The sequence below is a fragment of the Renibacterium salmoninarum ATCC 33209 genome, assembly GCF_000018885.1.
GTDB lineage: Bacteria > Actinomycetota > Actinomycetes > Actinomycetales > Micrococcaceae > Renibacterium > Renibacterium salmoninarum.
This window is the reverse complement of sequence record NC_010168.1, coordinates 2,367,596-2,383,973: the sequence shown is the minus strand read 5'-3', so window position 1 is coordinate 2,383,973 and position 16,378 is coordinate 2,367,596. Positions and strand designations below refer to the sequence as shown.

16 protein-coding genes and 1 pseudogene are annotated in these 16,378 nt (G+C 56.8%); 10 read left to right on the top strand and 7 right to left on the bottom strand.

Annotated features, from left to right (window positions below; all coding sequences use genetic code 11):
- Both paaE and RSAL33209_RS11760 read left to right on the top strand, forming a co-directional pair.
- Positions 1 to 1,197, top strand: a complete 1,197-nt coding sequence (gene paaE, locus RSAL33209_RS11765; protein ID WP_012246038.1) for a 1,2-phenylacetyl-CoA epoxidase subunit PaaE — start codon at positions 1 to 3, stop codon at positions 1,195 to 1,197.
- A gap of 41 nt (positions 1,198 to 1,238) precedes the next feature.
- Positions 1,239 to 2,030 (top strand): enoyl-CoA hydratase/isomerase family protein, encoded by a 792-nt coding sequence (locus tag RSAL33209_RS11760; RefSeq protein ID WP_012246037.1) that lies wholly within the window; start codon positions 1,239 to 1,241, stop codon positions 2,028 to 2,030.
- On the opposite strand, the gene RSAL33209_RS11755 is transcribed toward RSAL33209_RS11760, so the two are convergent.
- The 3 genes from RSAL33209_RS11755 to RSAL33209_RS11745 form a co-directional block, all read right to left on the bottom strand.
- Positions 2,020 to 2,490: a GNAT family N-acetyltransferase gene (locus tag RSAL33209_RS11755; protein ID WP_012246036.1), complete on the bottom strand. Its 471-nt coding sequence runs from the start codon at positions 2,488 to 2,490 to the stop codon at positions 2,020 to 2,022. The genes RSAL33209_RS11760 and RSAL33209_RS11755 overlap by 11 nt on opposite strands.
- Positions 2,491 to 2,681: 191 nt before the next feature.
- On the bottom strand, positions 2,682 to 2,966 hold the full coding sequence (locus RSAL33209_RS11750; RefSeq protein ID WP_012246035.1) for a hypothetical protein: 285 nt from the start codon (positions 2,964 to 2,966) through the stop codon (positions 2,682 to 2,684).
- A gap of 152 nt (positions 2,967 to 3,118) precedes the next feature.
- Positions 3,119 to 3,574, bottom strand: coding sequence for an Lrp/AsnC family transcriptional regulator (locus tag RSAL33209_RS11745; RefSeq protein WP_012246034.1), 456 nt, complete (start codon positions 3,572 to 3,574; stop codon positions 3,119 to 3,121).
- A gap of 186 nt (positions 3,575 to 3,760) precedes the next feature.
- On the opposite strand from RSAL33209_RS11745, the gene pdhA reads away from it, so the two are divergent.
- The 6 genes and pseudogenes from pdhA to RSAL33209_RS11715 all read left to right on the top strand — a co-directional run bounded on the left by pdhA (position 3,761) and on the right by RSAL33209_RS11715 (position 10,009).
- Positions 3,761 to 4,927, top strand: a complete 1,167-nt coding sequence (gene pdhA, locus RSAL33209_RS11740; RefSeq protein ID WP_233494194.1) for a pyruvate dehydrogenase (acetyl-transferring) E1 component subunit alpha — start codon at positions 3,761 to 3,763, stop codon at positions 4,925 to 4,927.
- Positions 4,924 to 5,973: an alpha-ketoacid dehydrogenase subunit beta gene (locus tag RSAL33209_RS11735; protein WP_012246032.1), complete on the top strand. Its 1,050-nt coding sequence runs from the start codon at positions 4,924 to 4,926 to the stop codon at positions 5,971 to 5,973. Before pdhA ends, RSAL33209_RS11735 begins: the two co-directional genes overlap by 4 nt.
- Positions 5,955 to 7,313, top strand: a complete 1,359-nt coding sequence (locus tag RSAL33209_RS11730) for a dihydrolipoamide acetyltransferase family protein (protein ID WP_012246031.1) — start codon at positions 5,955 to 5,957, stop codon at positions 7,311 to 7,313. The genes RSAL33209_RS11735 and RSAL33209_RS11730 overlap by 19 nt, the downstream gene beginning before the upstream one ends.
- Positions 7,314 to 7,337: 24 nt before the next feature.
- Positions 7,338 to 8,147: pseudogene (locus RSAL33209_RS11725) on the top strand (MBL fold metallo-hydrolase).
- Positions 8,148 to 8,227: 80 nt separating this feature from the next.
- Positions 8,228 to 9,427: an MFS transporter gene (locus tag RSAL33209_RS11720; RefSeq protein ID WP_041684751.1), complete on the top strand. Its 1,200-nt coding sequence runs from the start codon at positions 8,228 to 8,230 to the stop codon at positions 9,425 to 9,427.
- Between the two features lie 144 nt (positions 9,428 to 9,571).
- A complete protein-coding gene (locus RSAL33209_RS11715) occupies positions 9,572 to 10,009 on the top strand; it encodes a hypothetical protein (protein ID WP_041685702.1) in 438 nt (145 codons plus the stop codon).
- Between the two features lie 25 nt (positions 10,010 to 10,034).
- On the opposite strand, the gene RSAL33209_RS11710 is transcribed toward RSAL33209_RS11715, so the two are convergent.
- Positions 10,035 to 10,949, bottom strand: coding sequence for a phosphatase PAP2 family protein (locus RSAL33209_RS11710; RefSeq protein ID WP_012246025.1), 915 nt, complete (start codon positions 10,947 to 10,949; stop codon positions 10,035 to 10,037).
- A gap of 90 nt (positions 10,950 to 11,039) precedes the next feature.
- On the opposite strand from RSAL33209_RS11710, the gene RSAL33209_RS11705 reads away from it, so the two are divergent.
- Both RSAL33209_RS11705 and menD read left to right on the top strand, forming a co-directional pair.
- Positions 11,040 to 12,044 carry an o-succinylbenzoate synthase gene (locus tag RSAL33209_RS11705; protein ID WP_012246024.1) on the top strand — a complete coding sequence of 335 codons (1,005 nt, stop codon included), beginning with the start codon at positions 11,040 to 11,042 and terminating at the stop codon, positions 12,042 to 12,044.
- 26 nt (positions 12,045 to 12,070) lie between these two features.
- A complete protein-coding gene (gene menD, locus RSAL33209_RS11700) occupies positions 12,071 to 13,702 on the top strand; it encodes a 2-succinyl-5-enolpyruvyl-6-hydroxy-3-cyclohexene-1-carboxylic-acid synthase (protein WP_041685700.1) in 1,632 nt (543 codons plus the stop codon).
- A 9-nt stretch (positions 13,703 to 13,711) separates the two neighbouring features.
- Here the strand turns inward: menD and RSAL33209_RS11695 are convergent, their stop codons facing one another.
- From RSAL33209_RS11695 to RSAL33209_RS11685, 3 genes are read right to left on the bottom strand one after another with little or no spacing between them, the layout of a single operon-like run.
- A complete protein-coding gene (locus tag RSAL33209_RS11695) occupies positions 13,712 to 14,491 on the bottom strand; it encodes an amino acid ABC transporter ATP-binding protein (protein WP_041684749.1) in 780 nt (259 codons plus the stop codon).
- 2 nt (positions 14,492 to 14,493) lie between these two features.
- Complete coding sequence (locus RSAL33209_RS11690; protein ID WP_041684747.1) at positions 14,494 to 15,387, bottom strand: amino acid ABC transporter permease; 894 nt, start codon at positions 15,385 to 15,387, stop codon at positions 14,494 to 14,496.
- Positions 15,387 to 16,313 carry an ABC transporter substrate-binding protein gene (locus RSAL33209_RS11685; protein ID WP_012246020.1) on the bottom strand — a complete coding sequence of 309 codons (927 nt, stop codon included), beginning with the start codon at positions 16,311 to 16,313 and terminating at the stop codon, positions 15,387 to 15,389. Before RSAL33209_RS11685 ends, RSAL33209_RS11690 begins: the two co-directional genes overlap by 1 nt.
- Between the last annotated feature and the right edge of the window lie 65 nt (positions 16,314 to 16,378).

Sequence of the window (16,378 nt, the reverse complement as noted above, 5' to 3'; positions counted from 1 at the left end):
ATGGCGGTTATCCGCAAGCCAGCGAATCGGCGGGCTAGTTTTCATTCGTTGACGGTCAAAGAAGTCCGTCGGCTCACCGCAGACGCGATCGAAGTTGCCTTCGAAGTTCCAGCTGATTTGACCGGACAGTTCGACTACTTACCGGGCCAATATGTGGCGCTGCGTACCGAACTGCCGGACGATTCGGGGGAGTTGAAAGAGCTTCGCCGTAGCTATTCAATTTGCACTGAGCCAAAGACGTTCGACGACGGCAGCAGCGAAATTCGAGTTGCGGTCAAAAAAAACTTGGGTGGCAGGTTTTCCACCTGGGCTAACTCGGAACTTGCGGCAGGGTATCGCCTCGATGTTATGAGCCCGATGGGTGCTTTTACTTCGAAGCACCACAACGTACTCACTGACTTGAACCGCCCAGAAGATTTGGCGGCAATTCCGGGCTTTCCGCAAGACGGTGGCTCCTTCGTTGCGATTTCGGCCGGCTCCGGAATCACTCCCGTAATTGCCATTGCGCGAACGCTTTTGGCTGTGGATGCCCGGAACCGCTTCGATTTGATCTACGCGAACAAAGCGGCGATGGACGTGATGTTCTTGGAAGAGCTTGCAGATCTGAAGGACCAATACCCGGCGCGGTTTGCTTTGCACCATGTGCTTTCGCGCGAGCAACGCATTGCGCCTTTGCTGTCCGGTCGGATCGACGCTGAAACACTGCAGAGCATCTTGAGTAATGTGCTGCGAGTAGACCAGATTGATGAATGGTTTCTGTGTGGTCCTTTTGAGCTAGTGCAGTTGTGCCGCGACACGCTTGCTGAGCGTGGGGTTGCTGCTGAGAAGATTCGATTTGAACTCTTTACGACCGGCAAACCAGAACGTCCGGAAGGCCAGGTTGGCCGGCCAGTGGTCGTTGACGAATCGGACGATAGTTTCGACATCACCTTTACTCTGGACGGGCTCAAGGGCTCGGTCAAAAGCCCGACGCATGCTCGCGAGTCAATCTTGAACGCCGCATTGCGGGTCCGACCAGACGTGCCATTCGCTTGCGCTGGCGGAGTCTGTGGCACTTGCCGTGCAAAAGTGGTCTACGGCACGGTAGAGATGGTGGAAAACTATGCCTTGGAGCCGGATGAGTTGGCTAGGGGCTACGTGTTGACCTGCCAAGCACATCCGACGTCCGGCGCTGTCACGGTTGATTACGACGTCTAATTCGGCACGAAAATCCGGCACGAAAACCAGAAGGGAATTCGATGGAGACCAGCATGATTGAGCTGACCATAGCCGACGGCGTAGCTGAGGTGGTTCTGAACGCACCGAAGAAGCTCAACGCAATGAGTGCCCAGGCTTTCGTCGACCTGCGTGCGGCCGTTGAACGTGCCTCGGCATCTGCCGCCGACGGGCAAGCGAAAGTGCTGCTATTGCGTGGTGAAGGTAGGGCATTTTGTGCCGGTCGCGATTTGGGCGGCGTCGATATTGAGAACGACAACGCGCTAGCTTTTCTGGAAGAGAAGATCGTGCCTGCGATGCAGGCGATTATGAACTTTCCTGGACCGAGTTTTGCCGCGGCGCAGGGGGCAGCGTTAGGTGCCGGGCTAGGCTTGCTGATCGCGGCCGACGTCGTCTATCTCGCCGAAGATGCCAAGATCGGTTCGCCTTTTGCGGACCTGGGCATGGTGTTGGACGCGGGCGGACACTGGCTTTTCACTGAACGGCTGGGCACACATCGGACGCTGGATCTGATCTACACCGCAGATCTCATGAGTGGCGCTGAAGCGGTACGTTCCGGGCTCTTCAGCAGAGCATTCCCTACCGAGACGCTTTTAGAAGAAACTCGTAAGATCGTGCAACGAGTTTCACGCGGTCCGATTAACGCCTACCAAGATGGCAAAAAGCTCGTTGAGGCGATCCGCGATCAACGGCTCGGATTCTGGGACGCACTGGACCTAGAGAACAAAACCCAAGGCGCAATTGTGAGCACGGACAACTACAAAGAAGGTATGGCCGCGTTTTTGGAAAAACGCGCTCCGAACTTCACACCGTAAAGCGCTCGAAATAGGCCTGTACCTCGTCTCGGCGGACTTCGTTGAAGCCATTCTTGAGAAGCACGGCTTGCGAGGTTGCGTTGTCTAGATCGGTCACCGCTTGAACACAGCGCGCGCCTGCCTGCGTGGCAATCTCGATGATCCGAGCTACCGCGTTGCTTGCCATGTGATTGCCTCGCGCTGAAGGGACCACGTTGTAGCCAATGGTGACCGCGCCGTCGTCATCCGGCGGGCCGAAGAAACCAATGCCGCCAATCGCGAGACCACTGTGTTGATCCCGGATGGTGTAAATACCAAAGACGGCTGGCTCCGGAAGGGGCTGGGCCAAAAACATCCGCATCGCATCAAGCTCATCTGGCCATGGATAGTCCGGTGCCCAACGATCTGTTGGCAGTGGAGCGTTCTGCAGCACCCGCTCGGCCAGCTCGCGATCGATCAGTTTCAAGACAACGTCGGTCACGGCAACAGTGTATCTTTAGCGTCCGCTGGAGAGCGTCGACTAATGCTTAGTCACGGGTGCCTGTACACCGCTCACCACTTTTTGGCAGAAATCCATATCGTTGACCGCGCTGCTGCCAGGATTTGGAGCGTAAAAGTGGTCGGATGTGCGAAAACCCGACGTCGGAATGCGCCGGTAGCGGGCTGAGATATTTAGAACCAGAGTTCGAGCCTGAACTTATATAGATGTCCCGCCTGATCATTAAGGTCGTTGAGGATGCGCACGCCTTCAAGGTCAAACCATTTACGCTTTTCTTCACTAAGAAAGCTGCCTGATTCGAGATCCGCGTGATCATTGAAGTACTTACCCCAAGCGAACATGCGTTTCTTGAGCTCGGGAGTGATGAGAGAATCCCAATTTGGTCGGGGCTCGATGGACATAATGTCGTTGAGCGGCCATCCCATACCCCAATCAACGGCAAGTTTAAACTCTCTCATGGCGACCTTTCCAGCCCCGGTATCCCATTCTTTGACAACTGTATCGAGAACTGGTGAAGCGCCGGCATCCGATTACATCTGAGCCAGATAGGGGGCTTACTTCTGCGCCGCTCGAGGTGACTTGCTTCCAGCCAGCCACGTCGGCGTTGCAATCAGCACGAATCTACGTCGTCGAAAATCAGATAGGTCTGGGTATCTAAGACGCCGGGCATCGACTGTAGCCGGTCAAAAACAAGCCTGCGCAGGTGCTCGTTATCCTCGGCCCGGACCAGCAGTATCACGTCGAAGTCGCCACCGACCAGCGCAATATGGTGCACCTCGTCAATCGTCTTTAGCGACTCGCGCAGCTCACGCCAAGAATGCTGTTTCACTTTAAGCGTCACATAGGCGGAGGACTTGAGCCCGGCCTTGATTGGATCAATGACGGCGGCAAACTTGGTCAACACGCCACGCTCGCTCAGCTGGCTTACTCGGTGGTAAGCGTGTGCGCGGCTGATGTGAACTTTTTCAGCTAAAGCACTAATTGAAATCCGGCCATCTTGGGTGAGTTCGGCGAGAATTTGCCGGTCTACTTCATCCAGCGGGGCCGATACTGGCAGCTCAGTCATGATGTTGCGCCAGCGATATGTCCAGAACAGCGGCTGTAATGTGAGTCACGTTAACAGTCTATCTTCAAAAACACACCTTTTGATTCATTTCGTCTTCTCATTGAGTCTCAGCTAGCGGATAAAGTCTAAAAAAAGTCATACTGGAAGTCATACTGCAATCTAGCAGCGCGACGAATGGACGGAACGATGACGATCTCCGCAGAGCAAGAAAATCAGCTGAAGAGCGTGAGTCAGGCCTTTGGCATCAGTGTCGAGGACTACATGCTCCCGGCGCATGAACAGATCCAAATGGTGGACCCGCAAGGGCGCCGCTCGGAGCCTGGTTTACGCCAAGCTGGGCACGAGTACCCGGTGCCCGACGATGCCGCACTATTAGAGGCCTATGCTCAGCTGGTCATCGGACGTCGATTCAACGACCAAAACTCTGCCTTAGTTCGGCAAGGGCGAATGGCTGTTTACCCGTCAAGCCACGGCCAAGAAGCCTGCCAAGTCGCGGCCGCGCTGTGCCTTGATGAGGGCGACTGGCTCTTCCCAACCTACCGGGACGCTGTGGCCGTGATGAGCCGTGGCGTTGATCCGGTGGAGGCGATGACACTTTTCCGCGGTGACTGGCACGGTGGCTATGACCCGATGAAATACAAGGTGGGCATCCAATGCACCCCGCTAACCACCCAGCTACTCCACGCAGTCGGCGTAGCGCATGCGGCGAAACTGCGGGGTGAAAACACTGTAGTGATGGCGTTGTGCGGTGACGGGGCCACGAGTGAAGGCGATTTTCACGAGGCGCTGAACTTTGCCGCAGTGTTCAATTTGCCGGTGATCTTTTTTGTGCAAAACAATAAATACGCAATCTCGGTTCCGCTCGCTCAGCAGTCAGTTGCGCCGTCGCTGGCGCACAAAGCCGTGGGTTACGGGATGGCAGGCGAACACGTAGACGGTAACGACGTCGTCGCCCTGCTCGCCGTTTTGAAGCGCGCGGTTGCCCTAGCCCGGGAAGGCTCTGGCCCGCTATTGGTAGAGGCCAATACTTACCGGATTCAATCGCATACCAATGCCGATGATGCCACGAGATACCGTCAAGACAGCGAAGTTGCCGAATGGCTAGAGAAAGATCCAGTGGCCAGAATGCGTGCTTTCTTGCGCGCTGAAGCGCTGCTTGACGACGACGGCGAGGCCGAGATCGTCGCTCGCGCCGAAATCGTTGCCACGCAGTTGCGTGACGGCATGAACTCGGAGCCGGACATTGACCCGCAAGATCTTTTCCGATTCCTGTACACCGAACCAAACCCGCAGCTCGATGAGCAATCAGCTCAGCTCGCGGAAGAACTCCGACGCGAAGGAAACGCCTCATGACCGCCGTCGCAGATGCCGCACAGGCACAAACTAGTCAGGCAGTCCCTACGACTTTTGCGAAAGCGCTCAACCAGGCGCTCGCTGATTCGATGGTCCTGGACGAGTCAGTCTTGATGCTTGGCGAAGACGTTGGCACCCTGGGCGGTGTTTTCCGCATCACGGACGAGCTCACCGCGCGCTTTGGCGACCAGCGCTGCTTTGATACCCCGCTGGCGGAATCTGGCATTGTGGGCATGGCGATTGGTATGGCCATGAACGGTATGCGTCCTGTTGTTGAAATGCAGTTCGATGCTTTCGCTTACCCGGCCTTTCAGCAGGTAGTCAGCCATGTTGCCAAGATGGCTAATCGAACCAGAGGTTCAGTTCGGCTGCCCATGGTGATCCGGATTCCCTACGCGGGCGGCATCGGCGGCGTCGAGCACCACTGCGACTCGTCCGAGGCGTACTACGTCCATACACCGGGGCTGACGGTGCTTACGCCGTCGACGGTTGCTGATGCTTACACCATGCTGCGCGACGCAATTGCTTCTGACGATCCAATTATTTTCCTTGAGCCCAAGAAGCTCTATTTCTCCAAGGACACCGTAGATCTAGCAGCTTTGGCTGCTGAGTGGCCGGGCAAAGCCAAACAAAGCATCGGCAAAGCCGTTGTTGCGCGCGAAGGCACCGATGCGACGCTCATCGCCTACGGGCCTTCGGTTGCTGCCGCGCTTACCGCTGCTGATATCGCTGCGGGCGAGGGCCGTTCGCTCGAAGTTATCGACGTCCGGTCGCTGACTCCGTTTGACGACGAGACGGTGTGCGCTTCGGTGCGCAAGACCGGTCGAGCCGTGGTTATTGCTGAGGCGCCTGGCTTTGCCTCAATGGCCGCCGAAATTGTGGCTCGGGTGCAAGAACGTTGTTTCCATTCGTTGGCGGCACCGGTGCGCCGGGTAACTGGTTTTGATGTGCCATACCCGGCCCCCAAGCTTGAGATTTTCTTCCTGCCCGGTGCCGACCGGATTCTTGACGCCGTTGACGAGTTGCAATGGGAGGACTCGTTGTGAGTGCCACGATTAGTACGCAAAGCACTGGCAACCAGCAGGTCTTCCTGCTCCCTGATTTGGGCGAAGGGCTGACCGAAGCTGAACTTGTTCGCTGGTTGGTCTCCGAGGGGGATACCTTGGTGATCGATCAGCCGATTGCCGAAGTCGAAACGGCCAAGTCGCTCGTAGAAGTTCCCTCGCCGTTTGCCGGCTTCGTAGCCATCTTGCATGGTTCCGAGGGGCAATTGATGGATGTGGGAAAGCCTTTCCTCACGGTTTCCCGTGCCATAGAGCCCGGTGAAGCCCGTGATCCGCACGAAAGCTACCGTGAAGAAGAGCGTGCGGGCAGTGGGAATGTGCTTATTGGTTATGGCACTAGTGGCCAAACAGCCACTGCGCGCTCCAGGCCCCGCAAAGCCGAAGCTACTCCTGCAGCCCCAGCTTTGGCGGCAGCAGTCGGAGTGAGCTCAGTCGCACCACTGGTTATTTCACCATTGGTCCGGAAACTGGCGCGTGATTCAGGTATCTCCTTGCACAGCGTCACTGGCTCAGGTCCTGGCGGTTTGATTTTGCGTCAGGATCTCCAGCTAACCGGCGCCGCCGTAACCGCAGCGGAAACAGGTTCAACAACACCAACCGAAAGCGCTGGCCTGGACCCCCGATCGGGGCTCTCGGTACTTTCGCGGACTCCGCTGACCGGCATCCGTAAGGCCATAGCAGCGAACTTGAGCCGAAGCCGGACGGAAATCCCGGAAGCAACGGTGTGGGTCGATGTAGATGCCACGGCTCTGCTGCAAATGCGTGATTCGCTCAAGAAGATCAATCCGGAGACTACGCCTGGGATTCTGGCTTTTATTGCTCGATTTGTGTTGGCCGGACTGGCTCGATTCCCCGAGCTGAATACTCGGATCGAAAATGGCGAAATCGTCGCGGTCGATGGAGTGAACCTCGGCTTCGCGGCCCAGACTGAGCGCGGTTTGATGGTGCCGTCGGTTCGCGCAGCGCAAAAACTAAGCGCTCGCGAACTGGACGCCGAGATCAGGCGGTTGACCGCCGTCGCCCGCTCTGGCAAAGCTACGCCAGCGGAATTGGCCAGCGGCACCTTCACGCTGAACAACTATGGCGTCTTTGGTGTGGACGGATCTGCCGCCATTATCAACTACCCGGAATCAGCGATCTTGGGCGTCGGCCGAATCATCGATAAGCCTTGGGTTGTGGACGGTGAGTTGGCCGTGCGCAAACTGACGGAGCTGACTTTAGTCTTCGATCATCGAGTGTGCGACGGCGGGACGGCAGGCGGGTTCCTTCGCTACGTGGCTGACGCGATTGAGAATCCTGGGACGCTCTTGGCCGATCTTTAGCGGCTAGTGAGGCAGAATTGGGCCATGGCATCTTGGCGTGAACTCGGTTCTCATAACTTTGTGTTGAGCACTTCTGGCGAATTACTCGATACAGGTTTAGTCGTCGGAAACGAGCGGGCCTTGGTTATCGACACTGGCTGTGGTCCAAGGCAAGGTGCTGAAATACTCTCTGCCGTTCGCGAAATCACGGCCTTGCCGTTGGTCGTAGTGAACAACCACGCGCATTATGACCACTTCTTTGGCAACGCCGTTTTTGCCGATGCCGGGGCGCTGGAATTTTGGGCGCACGAGAATGCGGCCAACACCATGGCGCAAAGCGGCGAAGCGCAACGCAAGTGTGTTAACGCTAGCTCTGAGCCGGAGATGGCAGCCAATGAAGGCGTCGCGGCCAGGCTTGTGCTGCCGAATGCTTTAGTGAAAGATCAGCCAGTCTTAGTTGATTTGGGCGGAAGCGCGGCGACGCTATTTTCGCTTGGCCGCGGCCATACTGACGGAGATTTGTTGGTGGGCACTTCGAGCACAGTGTTTTCTGGCGATCTGGTGGAGCAGGGTTCCTAACCTTCTTTTGAGGATTCCTATCCGGCAGATTGGGCGGATACCTTGCGGCAGCTCTCTGCGCTGCGGCATCGCTACGAATTTTTAGTACCTGGTCATGGACTGCCGGGCGACGACGACTTCGTCAAAACCATGGCGAAGACGATGTCTACCGCTATTCGAATGGCGCGGGAGGCGGCTCGAGAAACACCAAATGACGCCACCAAGGCGATTCCGATTTTGCCTTATGGTCCGGAACAGTCCCGATGGTTTATCACCAGACTGCGGCAGAGCGCTTAACTAGTTCGTTGGCTCCGCACTAGCAAGCATCGTAGCGAGAATTTTCGAACCCTTGACCTGGTCGGAGTAGGGTGGCCAGAGTGAGTCAAGCCAGCGGCGGAGCCGAATTTAGCTTCAAAAAGATTGCCCTCCCGGCCTTTGGCCCATCGTTATTATTTGGAATTGGCGAAGGCGCAATCCTGCCGGTAATCGCCTTGAGCGCCAGAGATCTTGGCGCATCAGTGGCAATCGCAGCCCTCATCGTGACGCTGATTGGCATTGGCTCCTTGCTGAGCAACATTCCGGCGTCGATCATCACCGACAAATATGGCGAGTGTTGGGCAATAGTCGGTGCCGCTGTGCTGAGCATGGTGGCCATGCTGCTCTGTCTGGTTGCGCCGAATCTCTGGGTTTATGGATTAGGAATCTTGTTAATTGGCGCAGCCTCTGCAGTCTTTAACCTGGCCCGGCAGAAATACCTCACCGAAGCTGTCCCCGTAAAATACCGAGCTCGAGCGCTGTCCACATTGGGCGGCGTAATGCGTATTGGTGTTTTTATCGGTCCGTTTATTGGCGCGCTGGCGATCAATTTTCTACACCTCTCTGGCGCCTATTGGGTTGGCGTAGGAGCAGTTATCGTGGCCGGGACGATCGCGCTGAGTATGCCGGACCTCGTGCATGCAGGTGGTGCTGGTGCGCAGCTTCCCTCGCCAAAACTCCGCGAGATCCTCACCTCGCACAAACATGTTTTCCTCACCCTGGGCCTCGGCGTGCTTTTAGTCAGTGCCGTGCGTTCCTCGAGGCAAGTAGTGATCCCGCTTTGGGCTGAAGGGCTTGGCTTAGACGCAACAACGACTTCTTTGATTTACGGTCTCTCCGGCGCGATAGACATGCTCGTCTTTTACCCGGCGGGGAAAGTGATGGACCGCCGCGGAAGGGCTTGGGTCGCGGTGCCGTCGATGGTGATTATGGCGGTGTCGCTCATCGTGATGCCATTGACAGTGGGTGCGGTGAGTTTGCTTCTCGTCTCGCTACTGATCGGCTTTGGCAACGGAATTGGAGCCGGCATGATCATGACGCTGGGAGCTGATTACTCACCGAATGCTGGGCGAGCGCAATTTCTTGGTATTTGGCGGTTTTTGTCCGATTTGGGCTCGTTTTCTGGACCCGCATTGCTTTCGGGAATTACCGCGATAGCCACCTTTGGCTTAGGCATTGGTGCAACTGGTCTGCTCGGTTTCGCGGCGGCGGCAGTGCTTTGGTACTGGATTCCGCGCGTGCGAAAACCTGAGCTGAACTAGGGGGGGTGGCATCAGCCCGACCGCAGACAGCGACCCTGCCGGGACCTGGCAATGCTACTAAGGTCGGGAATGGTCACGAGATACAATCGCGTTGAGGCGAAGCGCCAGGCAGAGAATCCTGTAGCGCTGTGGGGGAGGGACAAGATGTTCGGTTCGAAGAAGAAGCGCGACAATATGATGGAGCATCTCAGACCCGACCTGGGCCGGGAAGCGCTTGGCATCGGGCCCGCTTTCCCCAGTGTCGCCCCGAACCCGCTCCTAAGCAGCGATGCACGCAAGCGCAATGCAGAACTGCGGACGGGGGCGCTCGCGCTCGGGGTTCTGGTCGACTGGCGGGAAGTCAACAGCAATCCCCGCTTAGTCCTGATGCTTGATGTGGAGACCGCCAACGGAATCTCGTTCCGCGGTATTGCAGACGAGGGCTTCACGATCACCGAGCTCACCCGGCTCGCCCCGGGACAGACGTTTCCGGTGCGCTACCGGCCGGCCGTCATGGATCACTACGTTGCCCTTGCTCGGGACGCGGACCCCGCCCAGGTGCAGCAGCTCGCTGACCAGATCGCTAGACGTAAGAGGGTCTGACCCGAAACCGATTAGCCGAGCGGCGCTAGCGCTTCGCTGATCGCCGTCGAGGCTCCCAGCCAAAAAGCAATACTCCGGCAACGGAGATCAAGTATCCGGAAATCACGATCATTGCGGCACCAGCGAGAAAGTAGTTGTTGCTACTTATCGCTTTCGGCGCGGCTAGTGCCTGCAGGGAGAATACTGCGACAGCGGCAGCACCGATTCCTATCAACACTGAAAGCAACGGCCAGATCCGCGAAGACACCCAATACTGGCCAAAGCCCTGCCACGAGTTCCAGTCTTTACCCCAACGCAGGATCGCCCAGCCGGCTAAAGCGCTCCACGCGCCAACCATAAGGTAGGCAGCCAGTACATCCGCGGGGCGGTGCCATTGATTGATCAAGGTCGATGTACCAGAGACGACGGCGTAGCTACCGCCGGCAAAGGCTACGAATGGCCGCCAGCGCGGACTGGCAACAAGAAACACGGCGACTGCGGAACTTGCGGCTAATGTGCTGTGCCCGGAAGGGAGCGAGTTCAGATCGAGCGTTGGCACGCCCCGATCAGGACGGTCCGGCAATGAAGCTTTCAATAGCTGGGTGCTCAGATTCGCCCCACCCATTGCTATTAACGCGATTGCGGCTGCCAACCAGCGCTTGCGCCAAATGGTAATCAGCAAGACCAATAGCGCGCCAATTACCACCGAGGTGACCGGTAACGCGTCCAGAAAATGCGAGGTCTGCTCACCGACCCCGCGCTTTGCTGCCGCAACTTCAACGAGCGCGGACTCGTCAATGTCGTCAATGTACTGTCCGGTAGTTGTCCGAACAAAGTAGAGGTAAGTGCTGATCAAGCCCAGGACCGCCAACGCAGCGGTAAGAAAAAATAGCCCAGGATGTAGTGGAAAGCGCCCTGGCCGTGCTGGCGCTGCGCCAGGCTGTGCTTGACCGAATCCCATTCAGTAACCCTACGTGTTCGCGCCGAAATCTTTGTCAGTGAATTCTGTGAGCGCGCTTTGGCCCTTGGCGTTGGAGAGTAGGCTCGTAGCGTGAACTTGCCTGAATTTGAAGAGCTCCGTGCCTCGGCGCGGGTCGTTTCCTTGCCAATGCGAGTCAAGTTCCGTGGCATTCTGACGCGTGAAACCATGTTGTTGCGTGGTCCAGCTGGTTGGGCAGAATTTGGACCTTTTGTGGAATACGACGACGCCGAATCTTCGCGATGGCTACGGGCCGCCGTTGAAGCGGCGTGGCAGGGCTTCCCCCAGCCGTTGCGGAACTCGATTCCAGTAAACGCGACGGTGCCGGCGGTGCCGGCAGCTCAGGTTGCTTCAGTTTTGGCGCCTTTTGGTGAGGTTCCAGCTGTTAAGGTCAAGGTTGCCGAGCCGGGACAGTCGCTTCAAGACGACTTGGACCGGGTAGCCGCCGTGCGGCGCGCGTTGCCGAATGCCGGGCTTCGAATCGATGCAAACGCTGGTTGGCAGCATGCGGAAGCGATGCAAGCGCTCCGTGGTTTGGCTGAATATGACCTCGAATACGCGGAACAGCCTGTTGCTGGAATCGATGGATTGTCTCGGCTGCGTGAAGCATTATCCGCGGTAGGGCTGCCGATTCGACTTGCCGCGGATGAGAGTGTGCGCAAGGAATCCGACCCGCTGGCAGTGGCTCGCGCCGGTGCCGCTGAGCTGATCATCGTCAAAGTAGCCCCGCTCGGCGGGGTGCGAAATGTACTGGATTTGGTCGCTCAAGCCGGGTTACCCGCCGTCGTCAGTTCTGCTCTGGATTCGTCGGCGGGTATTCGGGCCGGATTAGCGTTGGCCGCTGCGTTACCTGAGCTGCCGTTCGCCTGTGGCTTGGGTACGGTCTCGCTTTTGGCGGCCGATGTTTGGGCTGATCCCTTGCTGCCGGCCGACGGCAACATCGTCTTGCGTGATGCCCAACCGGATCCCGAGTTGATGGACCGCTACCAGGCGGCACCTGAGCGAGTTGCCTGGTGGCACGAGCGGCTTCGCCGGACGCTGGCTAAGCTTGCCGGTTCGCCTAGACTTGGGTGGTGAATGCTTCGGTAACTGGGATCGGCTCGATGGAATCTGCACGTCGGGTCGTCGAGGCATTGATCCGGGGCGGGGTTCAACACGTCGTTGTTTCGCCGGGGTCCCGTAACGCACCTCTGGTTTATGCATTGGCTGAAGCTCAGCAAGCAATCCATGTTGTAGTGCGAATTGATGAGCGTAGTGCTGGCTTCACTGCGCTAGGCCTGGCTATTGGCTCCAGCTCTCCGGTGGCCGTGCTGACCACTTCCGGAACTGCCGTGGGCAATTTGCTGCCCGCTGTGATGGAAGCTGATCACGCCGGGGTTCCGCTCTTAGTACTTTCTGCGGATCGACCTGAGGAACTGCGCGGCACTGGTGCCAATCAAACCACCGACCAGATCGACCTGTTTGGCTCGCATGTCCGGTTTGCCGCCGACGTCGCCGCTGGTGATCTACCAGAACCGGCAGTTAGGACGGGTCTAGACGCTGCACTTGGCAGGCTCGACGGCGTCGCAACCGGACCTGTTCAGCTGAACTTCGCCTTCCGCGATCCGCTGACTCCGGCCTTAGACGGTTCCGATTTTCGGCCGCTAAAAAGCTCGCAACCGGTTGATGCCGCGATAGAAACGATCATTCCGCAACACCAAGAGTCCGAGCATCGGTACCAAACGGTGGTACTTGCTGGACACGGGGCTGGCCCGCAAGCGGAATTGTTTGCCCGCAGGCATGGCTTGCCGTTGCTTGCCGAACCGTCGTCGAATGCGCGGTTTGGTCCGAACGCGGTAGGGCCTTATCGGCTTTTATTGGAGCATTTTGAGGCTTTGATCGAGCGAGTGGTGATCTTTGGCCGCCCTACGCTCTCTCGTCCGGTGGCGGCGCTTATGAACCGCGCCGATTTGCCTCGCGCGCTTTATTTGCCGCGACCGGCGACCTGGTTTGAAGAAGGTAAGCGTAGCGAGCAGATCATCAGCGACTGGGCTGCGCTGAGTGAGTTTACTGGCTCCGGGTCTGCGAGCTGGTTGGAAATCTGGCTCGCTGCGCAGATTCAGGCCGAGGCGGCTTTAGACGATGCCTTGGGCGAAGAGCTCAGCGGATTACGGCTTGCGCGTGAACTCTGGGGCAGCTCTGAGAATTTGGTTATTGGCTCGTCAAATCCCATCAGGGACGCTGATTTGGCCGGTCGGCCACGGTCGGAAAGTCCACGAGTCCATGCGAACCGTGGGCTTGCCGGGATAGATGGCACCATTTCGACGGCGACGGGGATTGCCTTGGCAACGGCTAGGCCGACTCGCTTACTCGTTGGAGACCTGACCTTCTTACATGATGTGGGAGGTTTACTTCTGCCACGTGGTGAGCAGGTGCCTGATTTGCAGATAGTGGTGCTCAACGACTCGGGTGGCGGAATCTTTACGCTGTTGGAGCATGGCACTCTGGGGGACGAGCCTGCTTACCAGGCCGCCGTCGAGCGTTATTTTGGCACTGCGCACGACGCGGAGCTGGCGTCGCTAGCTGCTGCGTATGGTTTGGAATACCAGCTTGTCTCCAGCACCGAGCAACTAGTTGAAATGTTGCAAGCCCCGGTCAGCGGCCGTTCAGTGTTGGAAATTCGCACTGAACGGACCGCGTTGCGGGGCTTGCATGATCGAGTTAGGGCCGCGATATCTGCGGCGCTCACCATCTAACAGAGTCGATTACAAAACGCGGCTGAGGAACCCTTTAGTCCGCTCGTGCTGCGGGTTCGCAATAATCTCGCTAGGGTCGCCGGACTCCACAACGACGCCGGCATCCATGAAGGTGAGTGTGTCTCCGACTTCGCGGGCGAAGCCAATCTCGTGAGTTACCACGACCATGGTCATGCCGGACTTGGCAAGGTCCTTCATAACTTGCAGGACGTCGCCAACTAGCTCAGGATCGAGCGCTGACGTTGGCTCGTCAAAGAGCATCAATTCCGGATCCATGGCCAGCGCGCGGGCGATTGCCACCCGCTGCTGTTGACCGCCGGAAAGCTGTGCCGGATAGTGATTGGCGTGATCAGCCAAACCGACCTGATCCAGCAGTTCCAGAGCCCGCTTCTTAGCAGTGCTCTTGGACTGCTTTTTGACTTGAGTCGGGGCTTCGATAATGTTCTCTACTGCGGTTTTGTGGCCGAAGAGATTGAACCGCTGGAAAACCATGCCAATTTCGGAGCGTTGCGCAGCGATTTCTTTCACTTTGAGCTGGTGAAGTTTGCCATCGATTTCCTTGTAGCCAATGAGCTCATCGCCAACATGAATCCGACCGGCGTCGATAGTTTCCAGAAGGTTGACGCAACGCAGCAGAGTCGATTTTCCTGAGCCGGATGGTCCAATCAAAACAGAAACTTCGCCTTGTTTGACGGTCATATCGATGCCTTTTAGCACATGGTGACTGCCGTAAAACTTGTGTACTCCCTCGATGCGAATCAGAGGTTTGGCGTTGGTTTCGGTGCTCATATTCACTTTCCTCCGTTCATGTCTGGAGCGCGGACCGGTGCAGGCGAAAGATTATCCACACCTTTGCCGTAGTGGCGTTCAATGTAGTACTGACCCACCATCATGATGCTAGTGATGAGCAAGTACCAGAAGGCCGCAATAAGCAGGAAGGGAATGGGCAGGAAGGTCTTATTGGCTAGCGCGGTGGTTGCAAAAGTAAGTTCGCCAAATAGGAAGGGAACCGCGACAACAAGCGAGGTCGTCTTGAGCATGCCAATCGTTTCATTACCGGTAGGAGGCACAATGACTCGCATGGCTTGTGGGAGAACAATTCTCCGCAGTATCTTGCTTTTGCGGATACCCAAAGCATCTGCAGCTTCAATTTGTCCCTTATCGACGGATTTCAGTCCAGCACGGAAGATTTCCGCCAAATAGGCTGACTCGTTGAGCCCGAGCCCTAGGATTGAAGCGACAAAGAAGTTTATGACGTCTTGGGTGTTGTAACTCAGGAATTCGGGGCCCCACGGAATGCCGATGACGATTTTCGGGTAGAGCACTGCGATGGCGCCCCAGAAAACTAGCTGGGTATAAACCGGGGTTCCACGGAAGAACCAAACCCAGAACCAACTGACCCAGCGGAAGATCGGATTATCTGACTGCCGCATGAACGCAAGCAGGATGGCCAGCACAATAGCCAGGACCATGGAGGCAACAGTCAGCACTAGCGTCCAGCCGACGCCCTGGATGACCTTTACATCACGTAAGTAGAGCCAGACGATGTACCAACGAAAATTTTCGTTAGTAGCCACCGACTGAATGATGATCGCAACAATGATCGCGATAATAACAATGCCAACCCAGCGGCCAGGATGACGCACCGGTACCGCTTTGATTCGATCTATGCGTTCGGTCGTCATCACTTCACCTCTGGATTGACTTGAAAGGAATCGACTGCTGAATCACTTGAGCCCCAGGAGTCGAGGACTTTCTTGTAGGAGCCATCGTCCTTGAGTGCGTCTAACGCCTTTTTGATCAATTCAGCAAAAGTGGTATCACTTTTCGCAACTGCGATGGCTTGTGGTGCTTGGTCGTAAGCGTCGGTCAGCCGCTCGATCTTGCCATTTGTTTGCGTTATCGCATAGCCAGTGATTGGCGAATCTGCCGCCATAGCATCCAACGTGCCACCAATCAGTCGGGTGGTGATATCGGTCTGGTTTTTCAGCGTCACAATGTTGATCGGAGCTTTGCCGTCTTCCTTGCACTTAGCACTGCGCCCGCTCAGATCGGGGTCTTCCTGGGTGGTGCCCGTTTGTACGCCGATGGATAATCCACAAATATTGTTCAGATCGACCTTTTTAGGGTTTCCTTTTTGCACCGCCCAGGTGGTGCCAACGTTCAGGAAGCTCACCATGTTGACGTTGTTCAATCGTTCCGGCGTCACAGTAAACGACGATATGCCGACGTCGTACTTCGGCCCAAGGGCAGGCAGAATTGCGGTGAATTCGGCACTTTGCGCTTCGGTTTTCAGCCCGAGCTTCTTTGCTATGGCTGTAATCATTTCGATGTCATAGCCGGTAGGTTTGCCGCTAGCATCAAGAAACTCGGCCGGTGGATATTCGGTGTTAGAGCCAACGATCAGCGTGCCGCGATTTCTAATCGATTCCGGCAGTTGGGCAGTTAGTACTGCGTTGGTCTTGACGCTGTCAAGATCAAATGGTGCCGCAGTGGCACCGCTTGCCGGTCGGTCCAGTTTTTCGGATTCATACGTGCATCCGCTCAGCGCAAGGGCGCCGACAGCGAGAATTGCGAGCATTTTCGCAATTGCCGTTGGAGCTACTTTCATGGAATTCCTCTGTTCGAATCAAGGTGCGTGTTTGAGTCTGTTACTCAACTGTCCCCAGCAACAGC

Coding starts and splice junctions, on each gene's coding strand:
- paaE (WP_012246038.1), top strand. CDS start 1: ATGGCGGTTATCCGCAAGCCAGCGAATCGGCGGGCTAGTTTTCATTCG.
- RSAL33209_RS11760 (WP_012246037.1), top strand. CDS start 1,239: ATGGAGACCAGCATGATTGAGCTGACCATAGCCGACGGCGTAGCTGAG.
- RSAL33209_RS11750 (WP_012246035.1), bottom strand. CDS start 2,966: ATGAGAGAGTTTAAACTTGCCGTTGATTGGGGTATGGGATGGCCGCTC.
- RSAL33209_RS11745 (WP_012246034.1), bottom strand. CDS start 3,574: ATGACTGAGCTGCCAGTATCGGCCCCGCTGGATGAAGTAGACCGGCAA.
- pdhA (WP_233494194.1), top strand. CDS start 3,761: ATGACGATCTCCGCAGAGCAAGAAAATCAGCTGAAGAGCGTGAGTCAG.
- RSAL33209_RS11735 (WP_012246032.1), top strand. CDS start 4,924: ATGACCGCCGTCGCAGATGCCGCACAGGCACAAACTAGTCAGGCAGTC.
- RSAL33209_RS11730 (WP_012246031.1), top strand. CDS start 5,955: ATGGGAGGACTCGTTGTGAGTGCCACGATTAGTACGCAAAGCACTGGC.
- RSAL33209_RS11715 (WP_041685702.1), top strand. CDS start 9,572: ATGTTCGGTTCGAAGAAGAAGCGCGACAATATGATGGAGCATCTCAGA.
- RSAL33209_RS11710 (WP_012246025.1), bottom strand. CDS start 10,949: ATGGGATTCGGTCAAGCACAGCCTGGCGCAGCGCCAGCACGGCCAGGG.
- menD (WP_041685700.1), top strand. CDS start 12,071: ATGGAATCTGCACGTCGGGTCGTCGAGGCATTGATCCGGGGCGGGGTT.
- RSAL33209_RS11695 (WP_041684749.1), bottom strand. CDS start 14,491: ATGAGCACCGAAACCAACGCCAAACCTCTGATTCGCATCGAGGGAGTA.
- RSAL33209_RS11690 (WP_041684747.1), bottom strand. CDS start 15,387: ATGACGACCGAACGCATAGATCGAATCAAAGCGGTACCGGTGCGTCAT.
- RSAL33209_RS11685 (WP_012246020.1), bottom strand. CDS start 16,313: ATGAAAGTAGCTCCAACGGCAATTGCGAAAATGCTCGCAATTCTCGCT.